The sequence below is a fragment of the Streptomyces sp. NPDC002092 genome, assembly GCF_053593775.1.
The window spans coordinates 64,196-77,262 of the sequence record NZ_JBSFDG010000015.1 but is presented as its reverse complement, the minus strand read 5'-3'; the positions used below and the strand labels follow the sequence as shown (position 1 = coordinate 77,262).

Sequence of the window (13,067 nt, the reverse complement as noted above, 5' to 3'; positions counted from 1 at the left end):
CCCCCTCTTTCACGCCCATTAGACTTGTAACCAACACCCGGCCGAACCGCCGGGTGGTGACCCGAGGAGCCACCTTGGCTGCTGAGCTGCACGTCGCGCTGGTCGCGGCCGACCGAGAGGTCTGGTCCGGCGAGGCCACCCTGGTCGTCGCGCGCACCACGTCCGGCGACATCGGCGTCATGCCCGGTCACCAGCCGCTGCTCGGTGTGCTGGAGTCGGGCCCGGTGACCATCCGTACGAGTGATGGTGGAACGGTCGTCGCCGCGGTGCACGGCGGTTTCATCTCGTTCGCGGACAACAAGCTGTCGCTGCTGGCCGAGATCGCCGAGCTGTCGGACGAGATCGATGTCCAGCGCGTGGAGCGAGAGCTGGAGCGCGCGAAGGCGGAGGGCGACGCCGCCGCCGAGCGGCGCGCCGATGTACGACTGCGCGCGGCGGCGACGAGCTGAGCCCGCGCGGAGCTGTATGAATTCACTCAGCCGCGGTCGGCACCGGAGCAATCCGGAGCCGACCGCGGCTGAGGCAGATATAGGTGTTTTTTCCGTTCCGTTACCTATTTTCGGTACCTAGGAGACGAGGAGGTCGGTGTCGATGGTCCTCGCTCTGACTGTGTGCGGAGTCGTGGTCGCCCTGGTGGTGCTGGGGCTGTTCGTCTTCGGCCTGCGCCGCAGACTCATCCAGCGCTCCGGGGGCACCTTCGACTGTTCGCTGCGCTGGGACGTCCCCGAGAAGACGGACACGAGCGGAAAAGGCTGGAGCTACGGAGTCGCCCGCTACAACGGCGACCGCATCGAGTGGTACCGCGTCTTCTCCTACGCCTACCGCCCGCGCCGCGTCCTGGAACGTGCCGCGATCGAGGTCGCCGGCCGCCGCCTCCCCGAGGGTGAGGAGGAGCTGGCGCTGCTCTCCGACGCGGTGATCCTCACGTGTCTGCACCGGGGCACGCGTCTCGAACTCGCGATGAGCGAAGACGCGCTGACCGGTTTCCTCGCGTGGCTTGAGGCAGCCCCGCCCGGACAGCGAGTGAATGTGGCGTAGCCACATTCACTCGCTGGGTGGGGGTCCCCCCGGACGAAGTCTGGGGGAGCGTCAATGTCGCCTGACTACTGACTACAGGTTGTTGCTGATGGCGCTCACCAGCTCGCCGTTGCTGGTGTCGCCGCTGAACTCCCAGAAGAACGCACCGCCGAGACCCTGGGACTTGGCCCAGCTCATCTTCCCGGCGATGGTCGACGGGGTGTCGTACGACCACCAGTTGCTGCCGCAGTGCGCATACGCCGTGCCGGCGACGGTGCCGGTGGCCGGGCAGGACGTCTTGAGCACCTTGTAGTCCTCGATGCCCTGCTCGTAGGTGCCCGCGGCCGGCCCCGTCGCGGTGCCGCCGGGGGCGTCCTGTGTCACGCCCGTCCAGCCGCGGCCGTAGAAGCCGATGCCGATCAGCAGCTTGCTCGCGGGGACGCCGGCCGCCTTGTACTTGGCGATCGCGTCGGCCGTGGTGAACCCGGCCTTCGGGATGCCGCTGTACGAGGTGAGCGGGGAGTGCGGGGCGGTCGGGCCCTGGGCGTCCCAGGCTCCGAAGAAGTCGTACGTCATCACGTTGTACCAGTTGACGTACTGGGCGGCGCCCGCGTAGTCGGTGGCCTCGATCTTGCCGCCGGAGGAGCCGTCCGCGGTGACCGCGGCCGTGACCAGTGCGCTTGAGCCGAACTTCGCACGCAGCGCCGACATCACGTTCTTGAAGGCCGCCGCGCCGCTGGTGTCGCAGGACAGGCCGCAGGCGTTCGGGTACTCCCAGTCGATGTCGATGCCGTCGAACACGTCCGCCCAGCGCGGGTCCTTGACCAGGTTGTAGCAGGAGTTCGCGAAGGCGGTCGGGTTGGCCGCCGCCTGCCCGAAGCCGCCGGACCAGGTCCAGCCGCCGAAGGACCACAGCACCTTGATGTTCGGGTACTTGGCCTTCAGCTCACGGAGCTGGTTGAAGTTGCCGCGCAGCGGCTGGTCCCAGGTGTCGGCCACACCGCTCACCGACTGGTCGGCGGTGAAGGCCTTGTCGTAGTCGGCGTAGGAGTCCCCGATGGCGCACTGGCCGTTGGTCACGTTGCCGAAGGCGTAGTTGATGTGGGTGATCTTCGACGCGGATCCCGAGGTCACCAGGTTCTTGACGTTGTAGTTGCGGCCGTAGATGCCCCACTCGGTGAAGTAGCCGAGCTTGACCGTGGAGCCGGAGGTCGGGGGAGTGGTGGTGCCGCCCGTGGTGTGCACGGCGACCGAGCCGCTGACCGGGCCGGTCTGGTCGGCGGTGTCACGCGCCTGGACGGTGTACGAGTAGTCGGAGCCGGCGGTCAGGCCGGTGTCCGTGTACGAGGTGGTGGTGACGGTGGAGACGACCTTGCCGTCGCGCAGGACGTCGTAGTTCTTGATGCCCTTGTCGTCGGTCGCCGCCGGCCAGGACAGCTTCACCGAGGTGTCGGTGACGGAGGAGGCGGTGGGGGTGCCCGGCGCGGAGGGGGCCGCGTCGCCGGGGACCGTCGTGCCGTCGCAACTGTCGCCGTTCAGCTTGCAGTTGGAGGGGGAGCCGGAGCCCGCTCCGTTGAAGCCGAAGGAGACGGAGGCGCCCGGGGCTATGGAGCCGTTGTAGGACTTGTTCTTGGCGGTCCAGTGGGTGCCGGAGGACGTGACGTCCGCGTCCCAGGCCGAGGTGACGGATGTACCGGAGGGGAAGTCCCACTCGACCGTCCAGGAGCTGATGGCCGTGGTGCCGGTGTTCTTCACCGTCCACTTGCCTTCGAAGCCGGTGCCCCAGTCCTGGGTCTTGGCGTAGGTCGCCGTCGCGGTGGTCGCGGCCTGGGCGGGCCCTGCGAGGCCGACCAGACCGGCCAGCGGCAGCAACAGGGTCGCGAAGCCTGCCGCGGCTCTGTGTCCGAAGCGCATGGTGCGCCTCCTATGGGGAGTTGGGGGGCGTGACTGAGCCTTCACGCCCACAGTGCCGCGAGAATAGAAAGGTCTGGACCATCGGTCAATAGGTCTGGACCACTCTGGCGCGGCAGGTGCTAGATCCCCAACTCCTGGGCGAGTACGGCCGCTTGGACCCTGCTGCGCAGCTCCAGTTTCCCGAGGAGGCGGCTGACGTGCGTCTTCGCCGTCGCCTCCGCCATGTCGAGACGGGCCGCGATGGCGGCGTTGGACAGGCCCTCGCCGAGGCAGGACAGTACCTCGCGTTCACGGCGGGTGAGGGTGTCGAGCACGGCGGGGTCGGCAGTGGGCTCGCGCACGGAGGTGGTGGCGAACTCGGCGATCAGACGGCGGGTGACCGCCGGCGCGATCAGGCCCTCCCCGCGCGCCACCGTCCGTACCGCCTCCAGCAGGTCCTTCGCCTCGGTGTTCTTGAGCAGGAACCCGGCGGCGCCGGCGCGCAGTGCCCCGAAGACGTACTCGTCGAGGTCGAAGGTGGTGAGGACGAGGACGTCGGCGAGCTGGTCATTGACCACCTGCCGGGTCGCCGACACTCCGTCCAGGCGCGGCATCTGGACGTCCATCAGCACGAGATCCGGCCGCAACTCCCGTGCCAGCGCCACCGCCTGCTCGCCGTCCGCGGCCTCCCCGACCACCTCGATGTCGGGCGCGCTGCCCAGGATGAGGACGAGTCCGGCGCGGACGGCGGACTGGTCCTCTGCGACCAGGACGCGAATCATGCGGAACCTTCTTCGGTGAGGGGGAGCGTGACGCGTACGGCCCAGGAGTCGCCGTCGGGTCCGGCCTCGAAGGTGCCGCCCAGCAGCGCCGCCCGCTCCCGCATGCCGACCAGGCCGGCACCGGAGCCCGGTGCGCGCGGGCCGTCCCGGTGGCCGTACGGGCTGGTCACACGGATGTCGAGGACGCTGTCCTGCTGGACGAGGGCGACGGTGATGCGGCCAGGGCAGGCGTGCTTGAGGGCGTTGGTCAGGGACTCCTGGACGATGCGGTAGGCGGCGAGTTCGACCGGTGCGGGGACCTTGCCGTGGTCGCTGTCGAGGGTGATGTCGAGGCCGTTGGCGCGGGCGCCGTCGACGAGGGCGGTGATGCCGCCCAGGGTGGGGGCGGCGGCGGGCCCGGTTCCGGCGCCGGCGTCGCGCAGGATGCCGATGAGCCGGCGCATCTCGGCGAGGCCGGCCACGCTGTTCTCCCGGATGACGGTCAGGGCCTCCTGCGAGGTGCCCGGGTCGTCGATCGACAGCGCGGCCGTGGAGTGGATGGCGATCGCCGACAGGTGGTTGGCGACCATGTCGTGCAGTTCCCGCGCCATCCGCGCGCGTTCGGCGGAGATCGCCTGGGTGCGGTCCATCTCGGCCAGCAGCGCGGTCTGTTCGGCGCGCAACCGGGCGGCCTCGGCGGCGTCGCGGTGGTCGCGGACGATCCAGCCGGTGGCCGCGGGGCCGAACGCCACGATGCCGGTGACCACGCCGATCAGCAGGGCCTCGGGCACCCGCCACACCGCGAACGGCACCAGCGTGCCCGCCACGCTGAGCAGTCCGGTGATCCACAGGATGCGGCGGGCCGAGGCGGCCGTGCCGTAGAGGACGGCGGCGTAGACGAGGTCGGTGAACATCAGGATCGTGGCGAGGTTGCCCTGGGTCACGAGGTCCGCGCAGATCGCCGCCGTGCCGACCAGCACGGCGGTGCGCGGGGCGGTCCGGCGCAGCAACTCGCAGCAGGCCGTCACGACCAGCGGCGGCAGAACCGGCCAGGGGCCGTCGAAGAGCGTGATCGGCTCGGCGGACTTCCGGGTGCTCAGACCGATACCGACCAGCAGCAGCCCGCCGAGCAGCCCGCCGATCGCCAAGTACACGTCGAAGCGGTGGGGACGGGCAAGTCGTACGGGCATGAACCCATCCAACACGGCCCGCGTGCCGCGCGCGTGATTCCCGAGGACGGTCCGGAACTGCATCTTTCGATGTACCGCGACCTCGTCACCGCCGACGACGAAAGCGCCCGGACCCACCGGAAGCCTGGAAGTACGAGGGAAGGGGCGTGTCGTGGTCGTCGGGTTGATCATTGCGTGCGAGGTCGGATTCTGGGTGCTCCTGGCCGCCGGGCTGGCCGTCCGCTACCTGCTGAAACGGCGTCGCACGAGTGTGGCGCTGCTGCTGTGCGAGCCGCTGCTGGAGGTCGTGCTTTTCGTGGTGACGGCGGTGGACCTGAAGAACGGTGCCGAACCGAGCTGGGAACACGGGCTGGCCGCCCTCTACATCGGCTACACCGTCGCCTACGGCCACTACACGATCACCTGGCTCGACGGCCACGCCGCCCACCGCCTGGCCGGCGGCCCCCGCCCGCCGAAGCCGCCCCGCTACGGCCTCGCCCGAGCCCGCCACGAGGGCCGCCTCTGGCTGCGCACCCTCCTCGCGGCTGCCCTCGCCTGCGCCTTGCTCCAGGGGGCGATCTGGTACGTCGGCGACGGCGACACCTCGTCGCTGCGCGCCTTCCAGTGGGCTGCGCTGCGGACCGTCGGCATTCACGGGGTCATCGCGTTGACGTACCTGATCTGGCCGAAGAGGCGGCCGACGGCGGCTGCCGCCCGCCGGGAGGAGAGTGCGTGAGGCTGTGCTCACGGATACGGGACACTCTCGGCATGGACGACTTCGCATCCGTATCCGTCCGCGAAGCCCGGGCCCATCTGGAAAAGGCGGCGGACGAGCTGCTTGCTCTCAAGGCGGTGCAGACCCTCGCCGAGGCTACGCCCGTCCGCCATGCGCTCAGCCGCCTCGGACCGGATCGCCGCCTGTGAGACGCAGTCCACGAGGAGGGTCGTACCCTGGCCGAACGCTGAGGGGAGGTGCGCATGAGTGAGGCGGAACGCCCCGGTGCGGTGCTGGTCGTGGACGACGATCCTGCCATCCGGCGGTCGCTGGAGCGGGGCCTGCGACTGAGCGGGTTCCGGGTGCGGACGGCGGACGGTGGTCGTGAGGCGCTCGCGGTGATCGGGGAGACGCCGCCGGACGTCCTCGTCCTCGATGTGTCGATGCCCGGAATGAGCGGCATCGAGGTCTGTGAACGGCTCCGCCACGACGGCCAGGACCTCCCCGTGCTCATGCTGTCGGCGCTCGACGAGACCGCCGACCGTATCGCCGGGCTCCAGGCGGGCGGCGACGACTACCTGGTCAAACCGTTCGCGCTGCAGGAACTCGTGCTGCGGCTGCGCGCGTTGCTGCGCCGCCGCCCGCCCGTGGGGGAGGTGCTGCGGGTCGCGGGCCTGGTGATCGACCCGGCGGCCCGCACCGCGGAGCGGGACGGCAGGCCGCTGGAGCTGACCCGGCGCGAGTTCGAACTCCTCGAGGTGCTCGCCCGCAACGCCGGGCTCGTCCTCACCCGCGACCAGCTCCTGGAACGGGTGTGGGGTTACGACTTCGACGTGCGGACGGACGCCGTCGACACCTTCGTCAGCTATCTGCGACGCAAGCTGGAGGCCGACGGTCGGTCCAGGCTCGTCCACACCGTGCGCGGGGTCGGATTCGTGCTGAGGGAAGAGTCGTCGTGAGGCTCTCCACCCGCATCGGGCTCGCCGTCGGGTTCACCGTGCCGCTCCTCGTGCTCGCCTCCGGCTGGCTGCTGCTTCAGCTGGTGAAACACGATCTGCACAGCGCCGAGGACAGTCATCTGCGGTCGCGCGCCGTGGCCGTTGCCCCGGACGCGCGCGCCCTGCTGCGGGCCAGCGCGGGCGGCCGGCCCAAGGCGGAGGACAACAAGGAACGGCTCCTCTACAGCGCGGCCCTCGACGTCGGCGTACGCGTCATCGGACCGGACGCCACCTTCAGCGGCGGGCCGCAGCCCGACGCCTCGGTGCCGCTGCCCAAGGCGATCAGGGGACCGGTCACCGTCCGGGACGGCGGCACCAGCTGGCGCGCGCTGTCCCGGACGATCACCACCGCGCACGGCACAGGCACCCTCTGGGTCTTCTCGCCCAACGCCGCCGACCAGGTCCAACTACGGCTCGTACGGCACCGGGTGGCGGTGACGACCCTGCTCGCCGCCCCCCTGTCCGGCCTGCTCGCCTGGGGCATCGCCACCGGCGCGTCCGGACCGCTGCGGCGCCTCACCCGCCGTACCGCCGGACTCGACCCGCGCACCAGCGCCGCCCGGCCGCCCGACGAGCCCACCGGGGTGACCGAGGTCGACGAACTGGCCGCGACCCTGCGCACCGTCCTCGCCCGCTACGACGAGCAGGCCGCCCGCACCGCCGAGGCACTGGACACGGCCCGCTCCTTCTCCGCGGCCGCCTCCCACGAACTGCGCACCCCGCTGATGAGCATGGGCACCAACCTCGACATCCTCGCCGACCATCCGGACCTCCCGGAGCCGGACCGCACGGAGGTCCTGGCCGATCTGCGCAGCGAACACGCCCGGCTGCTGAACCTGCTGGTCATGCTGCGCGAACTCGGCCGTGGCGACCTCGTCGAGGCGGAGGCCTTCCGGACCGTGGACGTGACGGAGACCGCGGACGCGGCGGTGGCCGAGGCCCGGCGCCGCGCCCCGGACGCCCGCATCACGCTGGAGGCGGCACCGGGACCGACGGTCCACGGCTGGGAACCCGGCATCCGCCTCCTCCTCGACAACCTGCTGGCCAACGCCCTGGCCCACGGGCGGGACGCGACCGGGCAGGCCACTGTGACGGTCGGGGTACGGCAGGCGGAGGGACAGGTCGTGATCACGGTCGACGACCGGGGCCCGGGCGTGCCCGGACCGACCCGCGCCCGGATCTTCGAGCGCTTCGCCCGCGGCCCCGGCAGCACGGGCTCCGGACTCGGCCTGACCCTGGTGGCCCAGCAGACGGCCCTGCACCGGGGGAGCGTCACGGTGACGGACGGGCCGCAGGGCGTGGGCGCCCGCTTCGAGGTACGGCTGCCGTCCACGGGCGGGGCCCCGCCCGCCCGCCGGGACTGGCTGATCGGCACAGCCGGGGCAAACCGGTCACAGAGTTTCCCCAAAGAGCCTTCCTAGCCTCCACGGCAGGCGGACGGACGAAGGGGGCCGTCCGCGGAACGGAGGCTGAGATGTATGTACGACGACACCGGCGCACACTGCTCGTGGGAGCGGCCGTAGCGGCGATGGTGGCCGGCGGCACGGGAGCTGCCGTGGCCGAGAGCACTCCCTCGCCCGCGTCCACGGCCACCCCGGCCGGGGACGGGGCCAAGGCCCTGTGCAAGCGGGCACCGAAGATCGACCGACGCATCGAACGCGCCCTGAACCGGCTGAACGCCGGAGCCGACAAGCGCGGTTCGATCGCCCGGCTGCAGCAGCGGGTGGACAAGGCGAAGGCAGCCGGTCACAGCGAGATCGCCACGTATCTCCAGGACCGGCTGACCTTCCGCAAGTCCCTGGTGACGACGCTCCAGCAACGGCAGAAGGACCTGAACGACGTCCGGACCTGGTGCAAGGACAACAACCAGGGCGCGAGCTGATGCGCCTGAAGGCCGCGGCCGCCGCGGCGGCCCTCCTCGCGGTGCTCACCGCGGGGTGCGCGCCGCACGGCGGTACGGCGGACAAGGCACCCGCCACGCCCGCCACCCCCTCCGGCTACTCGGAGATGCAGCAGAAGGTGGCCGCCGCCGAATCCGCCGTCGCCCGGGCGGACCAGGACGCGACCCAGGACGACACGGCCCACTGAGAAGGGGGCGGAGGGCGGGGAGCGCCGTGAATCAGCGCTCCCCGCCCGGCACCCACAGCACGTCCCCGACATCCTTGTTGGCGGTGCGTGCCAGGATGAACAGCAAGTCGGACAACCGGTTGAGATAGGTGGCCGTCAGCGGGTTCATCACCTCTCCGTGCACCTCAAGCGCCGCCCACGTCGAGCGCTCCGCCCGCCGTACGACCGTGCAGGCCTGGTGCAGCAGGGCCGCGCCCGGGGTGCCGCCCGGGAGGATGAAGGAGCGCAGCTTCTCCAGCCGCTCGTTGAAGCGGTCGCAGTCCGCCTCCAGCTTGTCGACGTAGAACTGTTCGACACGCAGGGGCGGGAACTCCGGGTTCTCGACGACCGGCGTGGACAGGTCCGCACCCACGTCGAACAGGTCGTTCTGGACGCGGGTGAGGACCTTGACGATCTCCTCCTCCAGACCGCCCAGCGCGATCGCCGTACCGATCACCGCGTTCGCCTCGTTGGCGTCCGCGTACGCGGAGATCCGCAGATCGGTCTTGGCGACCCGGCTCATGTCGCCGAGGGCGGTGGTGCCCCGGTCGCCGGTCCTGGTGTAGATGCGCGTCAGATTGACCATGCGACCAGCGTAGTTACGCTCCGGCCGTCCGGAACACGCGTGTGCCCACTGTCACGGCGAGCGCCGCGAAACCGAGGGCGACCAGGACGCCGTACAGCACGTGATCCGTCGCGTACGCGCCGACGTATGCGTCCCGCACCGCGTCCACCAGATAGCGGAACGGCATGAAGTGCGAGAGCACGTCCAGCCAGACCGGGGCCAGGGACATGGGCAGCATCAGACCGGACAGCAGCATCGACGGCATGGTCATGGCGTTGATCAGCGGCCCGAACTCCTGCGGGGTGCGGACCTTCATCGCCAGCGCGTACGACAGCGAGCCGAGCGAGACCGTGAGCAGGGCGACGAACCCGAAGCCGATCAGGACCCCGGCGAGCGGCGCCCGCAGCCCCATCGCCACGGCCGCGACCACCAGCAGCACCGCCTGGAAGACGAACACCGTGGCGTCGCGCAGCACCCGGCCCAGCAGGAGCGCGAGGCGGCTGACGGGCGTCACCCGCATCCGCTCGACCACCCCCTGGCCCTGCTCGATGATGATCGAGAACCCCGCGAACGACGCCCCGAACAGACCGAGTTGAAGCAGCAGCCCCGGCACGAGCAACTGCCAGGAACTGCCCCGCCCGCCGAGCGGCAGCCCCGTCAGCAGCGGTCCGAAGAAGAGGAGATACAGCAGCGGCATCAGCACGCCGAAGAGCAGCGCGAAGCGGGAGCGCAGCGACTGGCGGAGGTAGCGGCCGTAGATCAGCGCGGTGTCGTGAAGCAGCATCGGATTCCTATACGGCTACGGGGGCGGCGTCGGCCGGGGAGGGACCGCGGCCGGTGATGGCGAGGAACGTGTCCTGGAGGCTCGCGTCGATCGAGCCGCCGTAGCGGAGCTTGAGCGCGGTGGGCGTGCCCTCCGCCACGACCACTCCCTTGTCGACGATCACCAGACGGTCGGAGAGGGCGTCGGCCTCGTCCAGGTAATGGGTGGTCAGGAAGACCGTGGTGCCGTGCTCGTCGCGCAGGCGGCGGATCAGGTCCCACAGGTCGGCGCGGCTGCCGGGGTCGAGGCCGGTGGTCGGCTCGTCGAGGAAGAGGACCTTCGGGCGGTGGGTGAGGGCCATCGCGATGTCGAGGCGGCGCCGCTGGCCGCCGGAGAGCGCGGACGTCCTGCGGTCGAGAAGGTCGGTGAGACCCAGGTCGCGGGCCAACTCGTCGGCGCGCGCGATCGCCTGGGGCTTCGTCAGGCGGTAGAGGCGGCCCTGCGTGACGAGTTCCTCCCGCACGCTGATCTGCGCGTCGACCCCGCCCGACTGGGCGACGTAACCGCAGGCCCTGCGTACGCCAGCGGGGTCGGCGGCGAGGTCGTGGCCGGCGACGGTGGCCGCTCCGCCGGTCGGGGCGAGCAACGTCGTGAGCATGCGCAGGGTGGTGGTCTTGCCGGCCCCGTTCGGGCCGAGGAAGCCGAGGATCTCGCCCTCGCGGACGGTGAGGTCGATACCGCGGACGGCCTGAACGGGGCCGCGTTTGGTCTGGAAGGTGCGGGCCAGTCCGGCCGCGCTGATGACTGCCATGCTCCACAGAAAAACAGAGACTCACCAATTTTGCAATGACGCCAAGTTTTCAACGGGCCCAGCGAAAGCTAGGATTCGGACATGGCAGAGGGGCTCAGGGAGCGGAAGAAGCGGCAGACCCGGCAGTACATCTCGGACGTCGCCACGGGGCTGTTCATCGAGCGCGGCTTCGACGCGGTGACCGTCGCCGAGATCGCCGAGGCCGCCGACGTCTCCGTCAACACCGTCTACAACTACTTCCCGGCGAAGGAGGACCTCTTCTTCGACCGCTCCGTCGGCATGGTCGACCGGATGGCCCGCTGGGTCCGCGGCCGGAACAAGGGGGAGTCCGCCGCCGCCGCCGTGCTGCGGGAGCTGCGCGAGGAGGTCGAGGCGGTCTCGCCGAGGGTCGGACTGATCCCGGGGTACGCCGCCTTCATGCGCGTCATCGAGAACGCTCCCGCCCTGCGCTCCCGGCTGTGGGCGATCGCGCAGGAGGTTCAGGCCAATCTCGAACAGGCCCTGCGCGAGGAGACCGGCGCGGCCGAGGACGACCCGATGCCGCATCTGATCGCCGGTCAGCTCGGCTGGGTGCACAGCTGTGTGATGGGCGTCATCGGCCGCGAGATGGTCAAGGGGCGCAACCCGGGCGAAGTGTCACGAGAGGTACTCGTCCTCCTGGACGACATCGAGGAGCTGTTGGGCGAGAAGGTGCTCAACTACGCCGTCCGAGGCACGGAATGACCCACCCCGGTGTGATGTCCGTCAGATGAGACGTGACGCGCATTACTTACCGGTCACACAGCACCTCACGAGCGCTAAGGTCCGCCGAAGAGGCAGACATAAACAGTGTGTAAGGCGTTTCAAAGGGGAGTCGCAAACGTGGCACGGAAGCTTGCCGTCATCGGCGCCGGCCTGATGGGTTCCGGCATCGCCCAGGTCTCCGCCCAGGCGGGCTGGGACGTGGTCCTTCGCGACGTCACCGACGAAGCGCTGAAGCGTGGCACCGACGGCATCAAGGCCTCGTACGACAAGTTCGTCAGCAAGGGCAAGCTGGAGGCGCACGACGCCGACGCCGCCCTCGGCCGCATCACCGCGACCACCGACCTCGACGCCGCCGCCGACGCGGACGTCGTCGTCGAGGCCGTCTTCGAGAAGCTGGAGGTCAAGCACGAGATCTTCCGGGCGCTCGACAAGATCGTCCGTCCGGACACCGTGCTCGCCTCCAACACCTCCGCGATCCCGATCACCAAGATCGCGGCGGCCACCGAGCACCCCGAGCGGGTCGTCGGCGTCCACTTCTTCTCGCCGGTGCCGATGATGCAGCTCGTCGAACTCGTCCGCGGGTACAAGACGAGCGACGAAGCCCTCGCCACCGCGCGGGAGTTCGCCGAGTCCGTCGGCAAGACCTGCATCGTCGTCAACCGGGACGTCGCCGGCTTCGTGACGACCCGTCTCATCTCCGCCCTCGTCGTCGAGGCGACCAAGCTGTACGAGTCGGGCGTGGCGAGCGCCGAGGACATCGACCTCGCCTGCAAGCTGGGCTTCGGCCACGCGATGGGACCGCTCGCCACGGCGGACCTGACCGGGGTCGACATCCTGCTGCACGCCACCAGCAACATCTACACCGAGTCGCAGGACGAGAAGTTCGCACCGCCGGAGCTGATGCGCCGGATGGTTGACGCCGGTGACATCGGGCGCAAGAGCGGGCAGGGCTTCTACACGTACTGACACACCAGTACGTACAGCCACTGAAACCGCACAGGCCCCGCGGGTATCACCCGCGGGGGTGAATTCGGTATCGGTTCGCTTACAGACGGCAACCTCGTCGCCGCTGAAGCAGTCAGACGTTGCACAGCCACCGTCACGGAGTACGTCACCGCACTCTCGGGGAGCGCATATGTACATCAGGGGCGACCACGCCGAGCTGGTCGTCGGGGGCCGCCTCGACGTCCGCAGCGCGGCGGACGCCCGTACGGTCCTGCACTCGGCCGTCGACGACGGAGCCGGCGACCTGGTGCTCGACCTGTCCGAACTGGACTCCTGGGACGCCACCGGACTCGGGGTGATCATGGGCGTCCACCGGCGGGCCGGCCGCTGCGGCCGACGCCTGGTGCTGCGCGACGTTCCGCCGCAGATGCAGCGCCTGCTGGTGGCCACCCGGCTGCACCGGATCCTGGCGATCGAGGGCGGCATCGGGGTGGAGTCACTGCCCCGCGTGTGACCCTCCAGAGTGATCCTCACGAGACTGTGACGTCTCGCACGGCGCGGTACTCCGGACTGTCGTAGA

At 70.2% G+C, this 13,067-nt stretch carries 17 protein-coding genes; 11 read left to right on the top strand and 6 right to left on the bottom strand.

Annotation, left to right across the window (positions count from 1 at the left end; translation table 11 throughout):
- Positions 1-74: 74 nt before the first annotated feature.
- On the top strand, positions 75-449 hold the full coding sequence (locus tag ACWCRD_RS31320; protein WP_115905870.1) for a F0F1 ATP synthase subunit epsilon: 375 nt from the start codon (positions 75-77) through the stop codon (positions 447-449).
- Positions 450-591: 142 nt separating this feature from the next.
- Entirely contained in the window at positions 592-1,038 is a 447-nt protein-coding gene (locus tag ACWCRD_RS31315) for a DUF2550 domain-containing protein (protein ID WP_115905869.1), read from the top strand.
- 72 nt (positions 1,039-1,110) lie between these two features.
- Here ACWCRD_RS31315 and ACWCRD_RS31310 read toward each other — a convergent pair whose 3' ends face one another.
- From ACWCRD_RS31310 to ACWCRD_RS31300, 3 genes are all read right to left on the bottom strand, one after another.
- A complete protein-coding gene (locus tag ACWCRD_RS31310; protein ID WP_450969120.1) occupies positions 1,111-2,931 on the bottom strand; it encodes a glycosyl hydrolase family 18 protein in 1,821 nt (606 codons plus the stop codon).
- Positions 2,932-3,050: 119 nt separating this feature from the next.
- A complete protein-coding gene (locus tag ACWCRD_RS31305) occupies positions 3,051-3,692 on the bottom strand; it encodes a response regulator (protein WP_450969119.1) in 642 nt (213 codons plus the stop codon).
- On the bottom strand, positions 3,689-4,861 hold the full coding sequence (locus tag ACWCRD_RS31300) for a sensor histidine kinase (protein WP_450969118.1): 1,173 nt from the start codon (positions 4,859-4,861) through the stop codon (positions 3,689-3,691). Before ACWCRD_RS31300 ends, ACWCRD_RS31305 begins: the two co-directional genes overlap by 4 nt.
- A 151-nt stretch (positions 4,862-5,012) precedes the next feature.
- Between ACWCRD_RS31300 and ACWCRD_RS31295 the strand changes: the two genes are divergently transcribed.
- The 6 genes from ACWCRD_RS31295 to ACWCRD_RS31270 are packed head-to-tail and all read left to right on the top strand — an operon-like array spanning position 5,013 to position 8,641.
- Positions 5,013-5,576: a hypothetical protein gene (locus tag ACWCRD_RS31295; protein ID WP_450969117.1), complete on the top strand. Its 564-nt coding sequence runs from the start codon at positions 5,013-5,015 to the stop codon at positions 5,574-5,576.
- 32 nt (positions 5,577-5,608) lie between these two features.
- A complete protein-coding gene (locus tag ACWCRD_RS31290; protein WP_450969116.1) occupies positions 5,609-5,764 on the top strand; it encodes a hypothetical protein in 156 nt (51 codons plus the stop codon).
- A 54-nt stretch (positions 5,765-5,818) separates the two neighbouring features.
- Positions 5,819-6,514: a response regulator transcription factor gene (locus tag ACWCRD_RS31285; protein WP_450969115.1), complete on the top strand. Its 696-nt coding sequence runs from the start codon at positions 5,819-5,821 to the stop codon at positions 6,512-6,514.
- Complete coding sequence (locus ACWCRD_RS31280; RefSeq protein WP_450969114.1) at positions 6,511-7,974, top strand: sensor histidine kinase; 1,464 nt, start codon at positions 6,511-6,513, stop codon at positions 7,972-7,974. Before ACWCRD_RS31285 ends, ACWCRD_RS31280 begins: the two co-directional genes overlap by 4 nt.
- A gap of 53 nt (positions 7,975-8,027) precedes the next feature.
- Positions 8,028-8,435 (top strand): hypothetical protein, encoded by a 408-nt coding sequence (locus ACWCRD_RS31275; protein WP_450969113.1) that lies wholly within the window; start codon positions 8,028-8,030, stop codon positions 8,433-8,435.
- Positions 8,435-8,641, top strand: a complete 207-nt coding sequence (locus tag ACWCRD_RS31270) for a hypothetical protein (protein WP_450766672.1) — start codon at positions 8,435-8,437, stop codon at positions 8,639-8,641. Before ACWCRD_RS31275 ends, ACWCRD_RS31270 begins: the two co-directional genes overlap by 1 nt.
- A 31-nt stretch (positions 8,642-8,672) precedes the next feature.
- On the opposite strand, the gene ACWCRD_RS31265 is transcribed toward ACWCRD_RS31270, so the two are convergent.
- The 3 genes from ACWCRD_RS31265 to ACWCRD_RS31255 are packed head-to-tail and all read right to left on the bottom strand — an operon-like array spanning position 8,673 to position 10,798.
- On the bottom strand, positions 8,673-9,245 hold the full coding sequence (locus ACWCRD_RS31265; protein WP_450766674.1) for a cob(I)yrinic acid a,c-diamide adenosyltransferase: 573 nt from the start codon (positions 9,243-9,245) through the stop codon (positions 8,673-8,675).
- Positions 9,246-9,258: 13 nt separating this feature from the next.
- The gene (locus ACWCRD_RS31260) at positions 9,259-10,008 is read right to left on the bottom strand and encodes an ABC transporter permease (RefSeq protein ID WP_450969112.1); all 750 of its coding nucleotides are present in this window, start codon (positions 10,006-10,008) and stop codon (positions 9,259-9,261) included.
- 7 nt (positions 10,009-10,015) lie between these two features.
- Positions 10,016-10,798 (bottom strand): ABC transporter ATP-binding protein, encoded by a 783-nt coding sequence (locus tag ACWCRD_RS31255; protein WP_450969111.1) that lies wholly within the window; start codon positions 10,796-10,798, stop codon positions 10,016-10,018.
- Between the two features lie 81 nt (positions 10,799-10,879).
- Here ACWCRD_RS31255 and ACWCRD_RS31250 point away from each other — a divergent pair, with 81 nt between their 5' ends.
- From ACWCRD_RS31250 to ACWCRD_RS31240, 3 genes are all read left to right on the top strand, one after another.
- Positions 10,880-11,521 carry a TetR/AcrR family transcriptional regulator gene (locus ACWCRD_RS31250; RefSeq protein ID WP_450969110.1) on the top strand — a complete coding sequence of 214 codons (642 nt, stop codon included), beginning with the start codon at positions 10,880-10,882 and terminating at the stop codon, positions 11,519-11,521.
- A gap of 138 nt (positions 11,522-11,659) precedes the next feature.
- A complete protein-coding gene (locus ACWCRD_RS31245; protein WP_030928606.1) occupies positions 11,660-12,508 on the top strand; it encodes a 3-hydroxyacyl-CoA dehydrogenase family protein in 849 nt (282 codons plus the stop codon).
- 169 nt (positions 12,509-12,677) lie between these two features.
- Positions 12,678-13,001, top strand: coding sequence for an STAS domain-containing protein (locus tag ACWCRD_RS31240; protein ID WP_016438220.1), 324 nt, complete (start codon positions 12,678-12,680; stop codon positions 12,999-13,001).
- The last annotated feature ends 66 nt before the right edge of the window (positions 13,002-13,067 follow it).

Bases quoted from the DNA above. Each gene is read 5' to 3' on its own strand.
- ACWCRD_RS31285 (WP_450969115.1), top strand. From the start codon at position 5,819: ATGAGTGAGGCGGAACGCCCCGGTGCGGTGCTGGTCGTGGACGACGAT.
- ACWCRD_RS31315 (WP_115905869.1), top strand. From the start codon at position 592: ATGGTCCTCGCTCTGACTGTGTGCGGAGTCGTGGTCGCCCTGGTGGTG.
- ACWCRD_RS31270 (WP_450766672.1), top strand. From the start codon at position 8,435: ATGCGCCTGAAGGCCGCGGCCGCCGCGGCGGCCCTCCTCGCGGTGCTC.
- ACWCRD_RS31275 (WP_450969113.1), top strand. From the start codon at position 8,028: ATGTATGTACGACGACACCGGCGCACACTGCTCGTGGGAGCGGCCGTA.
- ACWCRD_RS31305 (WP_450969119.1), bottom strand. From the start codon at position 3,692: ATGATTCGCGTCCTGGTCGCAGAGGACCAGTCCGCCGTCCGCGCCGGA.
- ACWCRD_RS31310 (WP_450969120.1), bottom strand. From the start codon at position 2,931: ATGCGCTTCGGACACAGAGCCGCGGCAGGCTTCGCGACCCTGTTGCTG.
- ACWCRD_RS31255 (WP_450969111.1), bottom strand. From the start codon at position 10,798: ATGGCAGTCATCAGCGCGGCCGGACTGGCCCGCACCTTCCAGACCAAA.
- ACWCRD_RS31260 (WP_450969112.1), bottom strand. From the start codon at position 10,008: ATGCTGCTTCACGACACCGCGCTGATCTACGGCCGCTACCTCCGCCAG.
- ACWCRD_RS31290 (WP_450969116.1), top strand. From the start codon at position 5,609: ATGGACGACTTCGCATCCGTATCCGTCCGCGAAGCCCGGGCCCATCTG.
- ACWCRD_RS31300 (WP_450969118.1), bottom strand. From the start codon at position 4,861: ATGCCCGTACGACTTGCCCGTCCCCACCGCTTCGACGTGTACTTGGCG.
- ACWCRD_RS31265 (WP_450766674.1), bottom strand. From the start codon at position 9,245: ATGGTCAATCTGACGCGCATCTACACCAGGACCGGCGACCGGGGCACC.
- ACWCRD_RS31240 (WP_016438220.1), top strand. From the start codon at position 12,678: ATGTACATCAGGGGCGACCACGCCGAGCTGGTCGTCGGGGGCCGCCTC.
- ACWCRD_RS31250 (WP_450969110.1), top strand. From the start codon at position 10,880: ATGGCAGAGGGGCTCAGGGAGCGGAAGAAGCGGCAGACCCGGCAGTAC.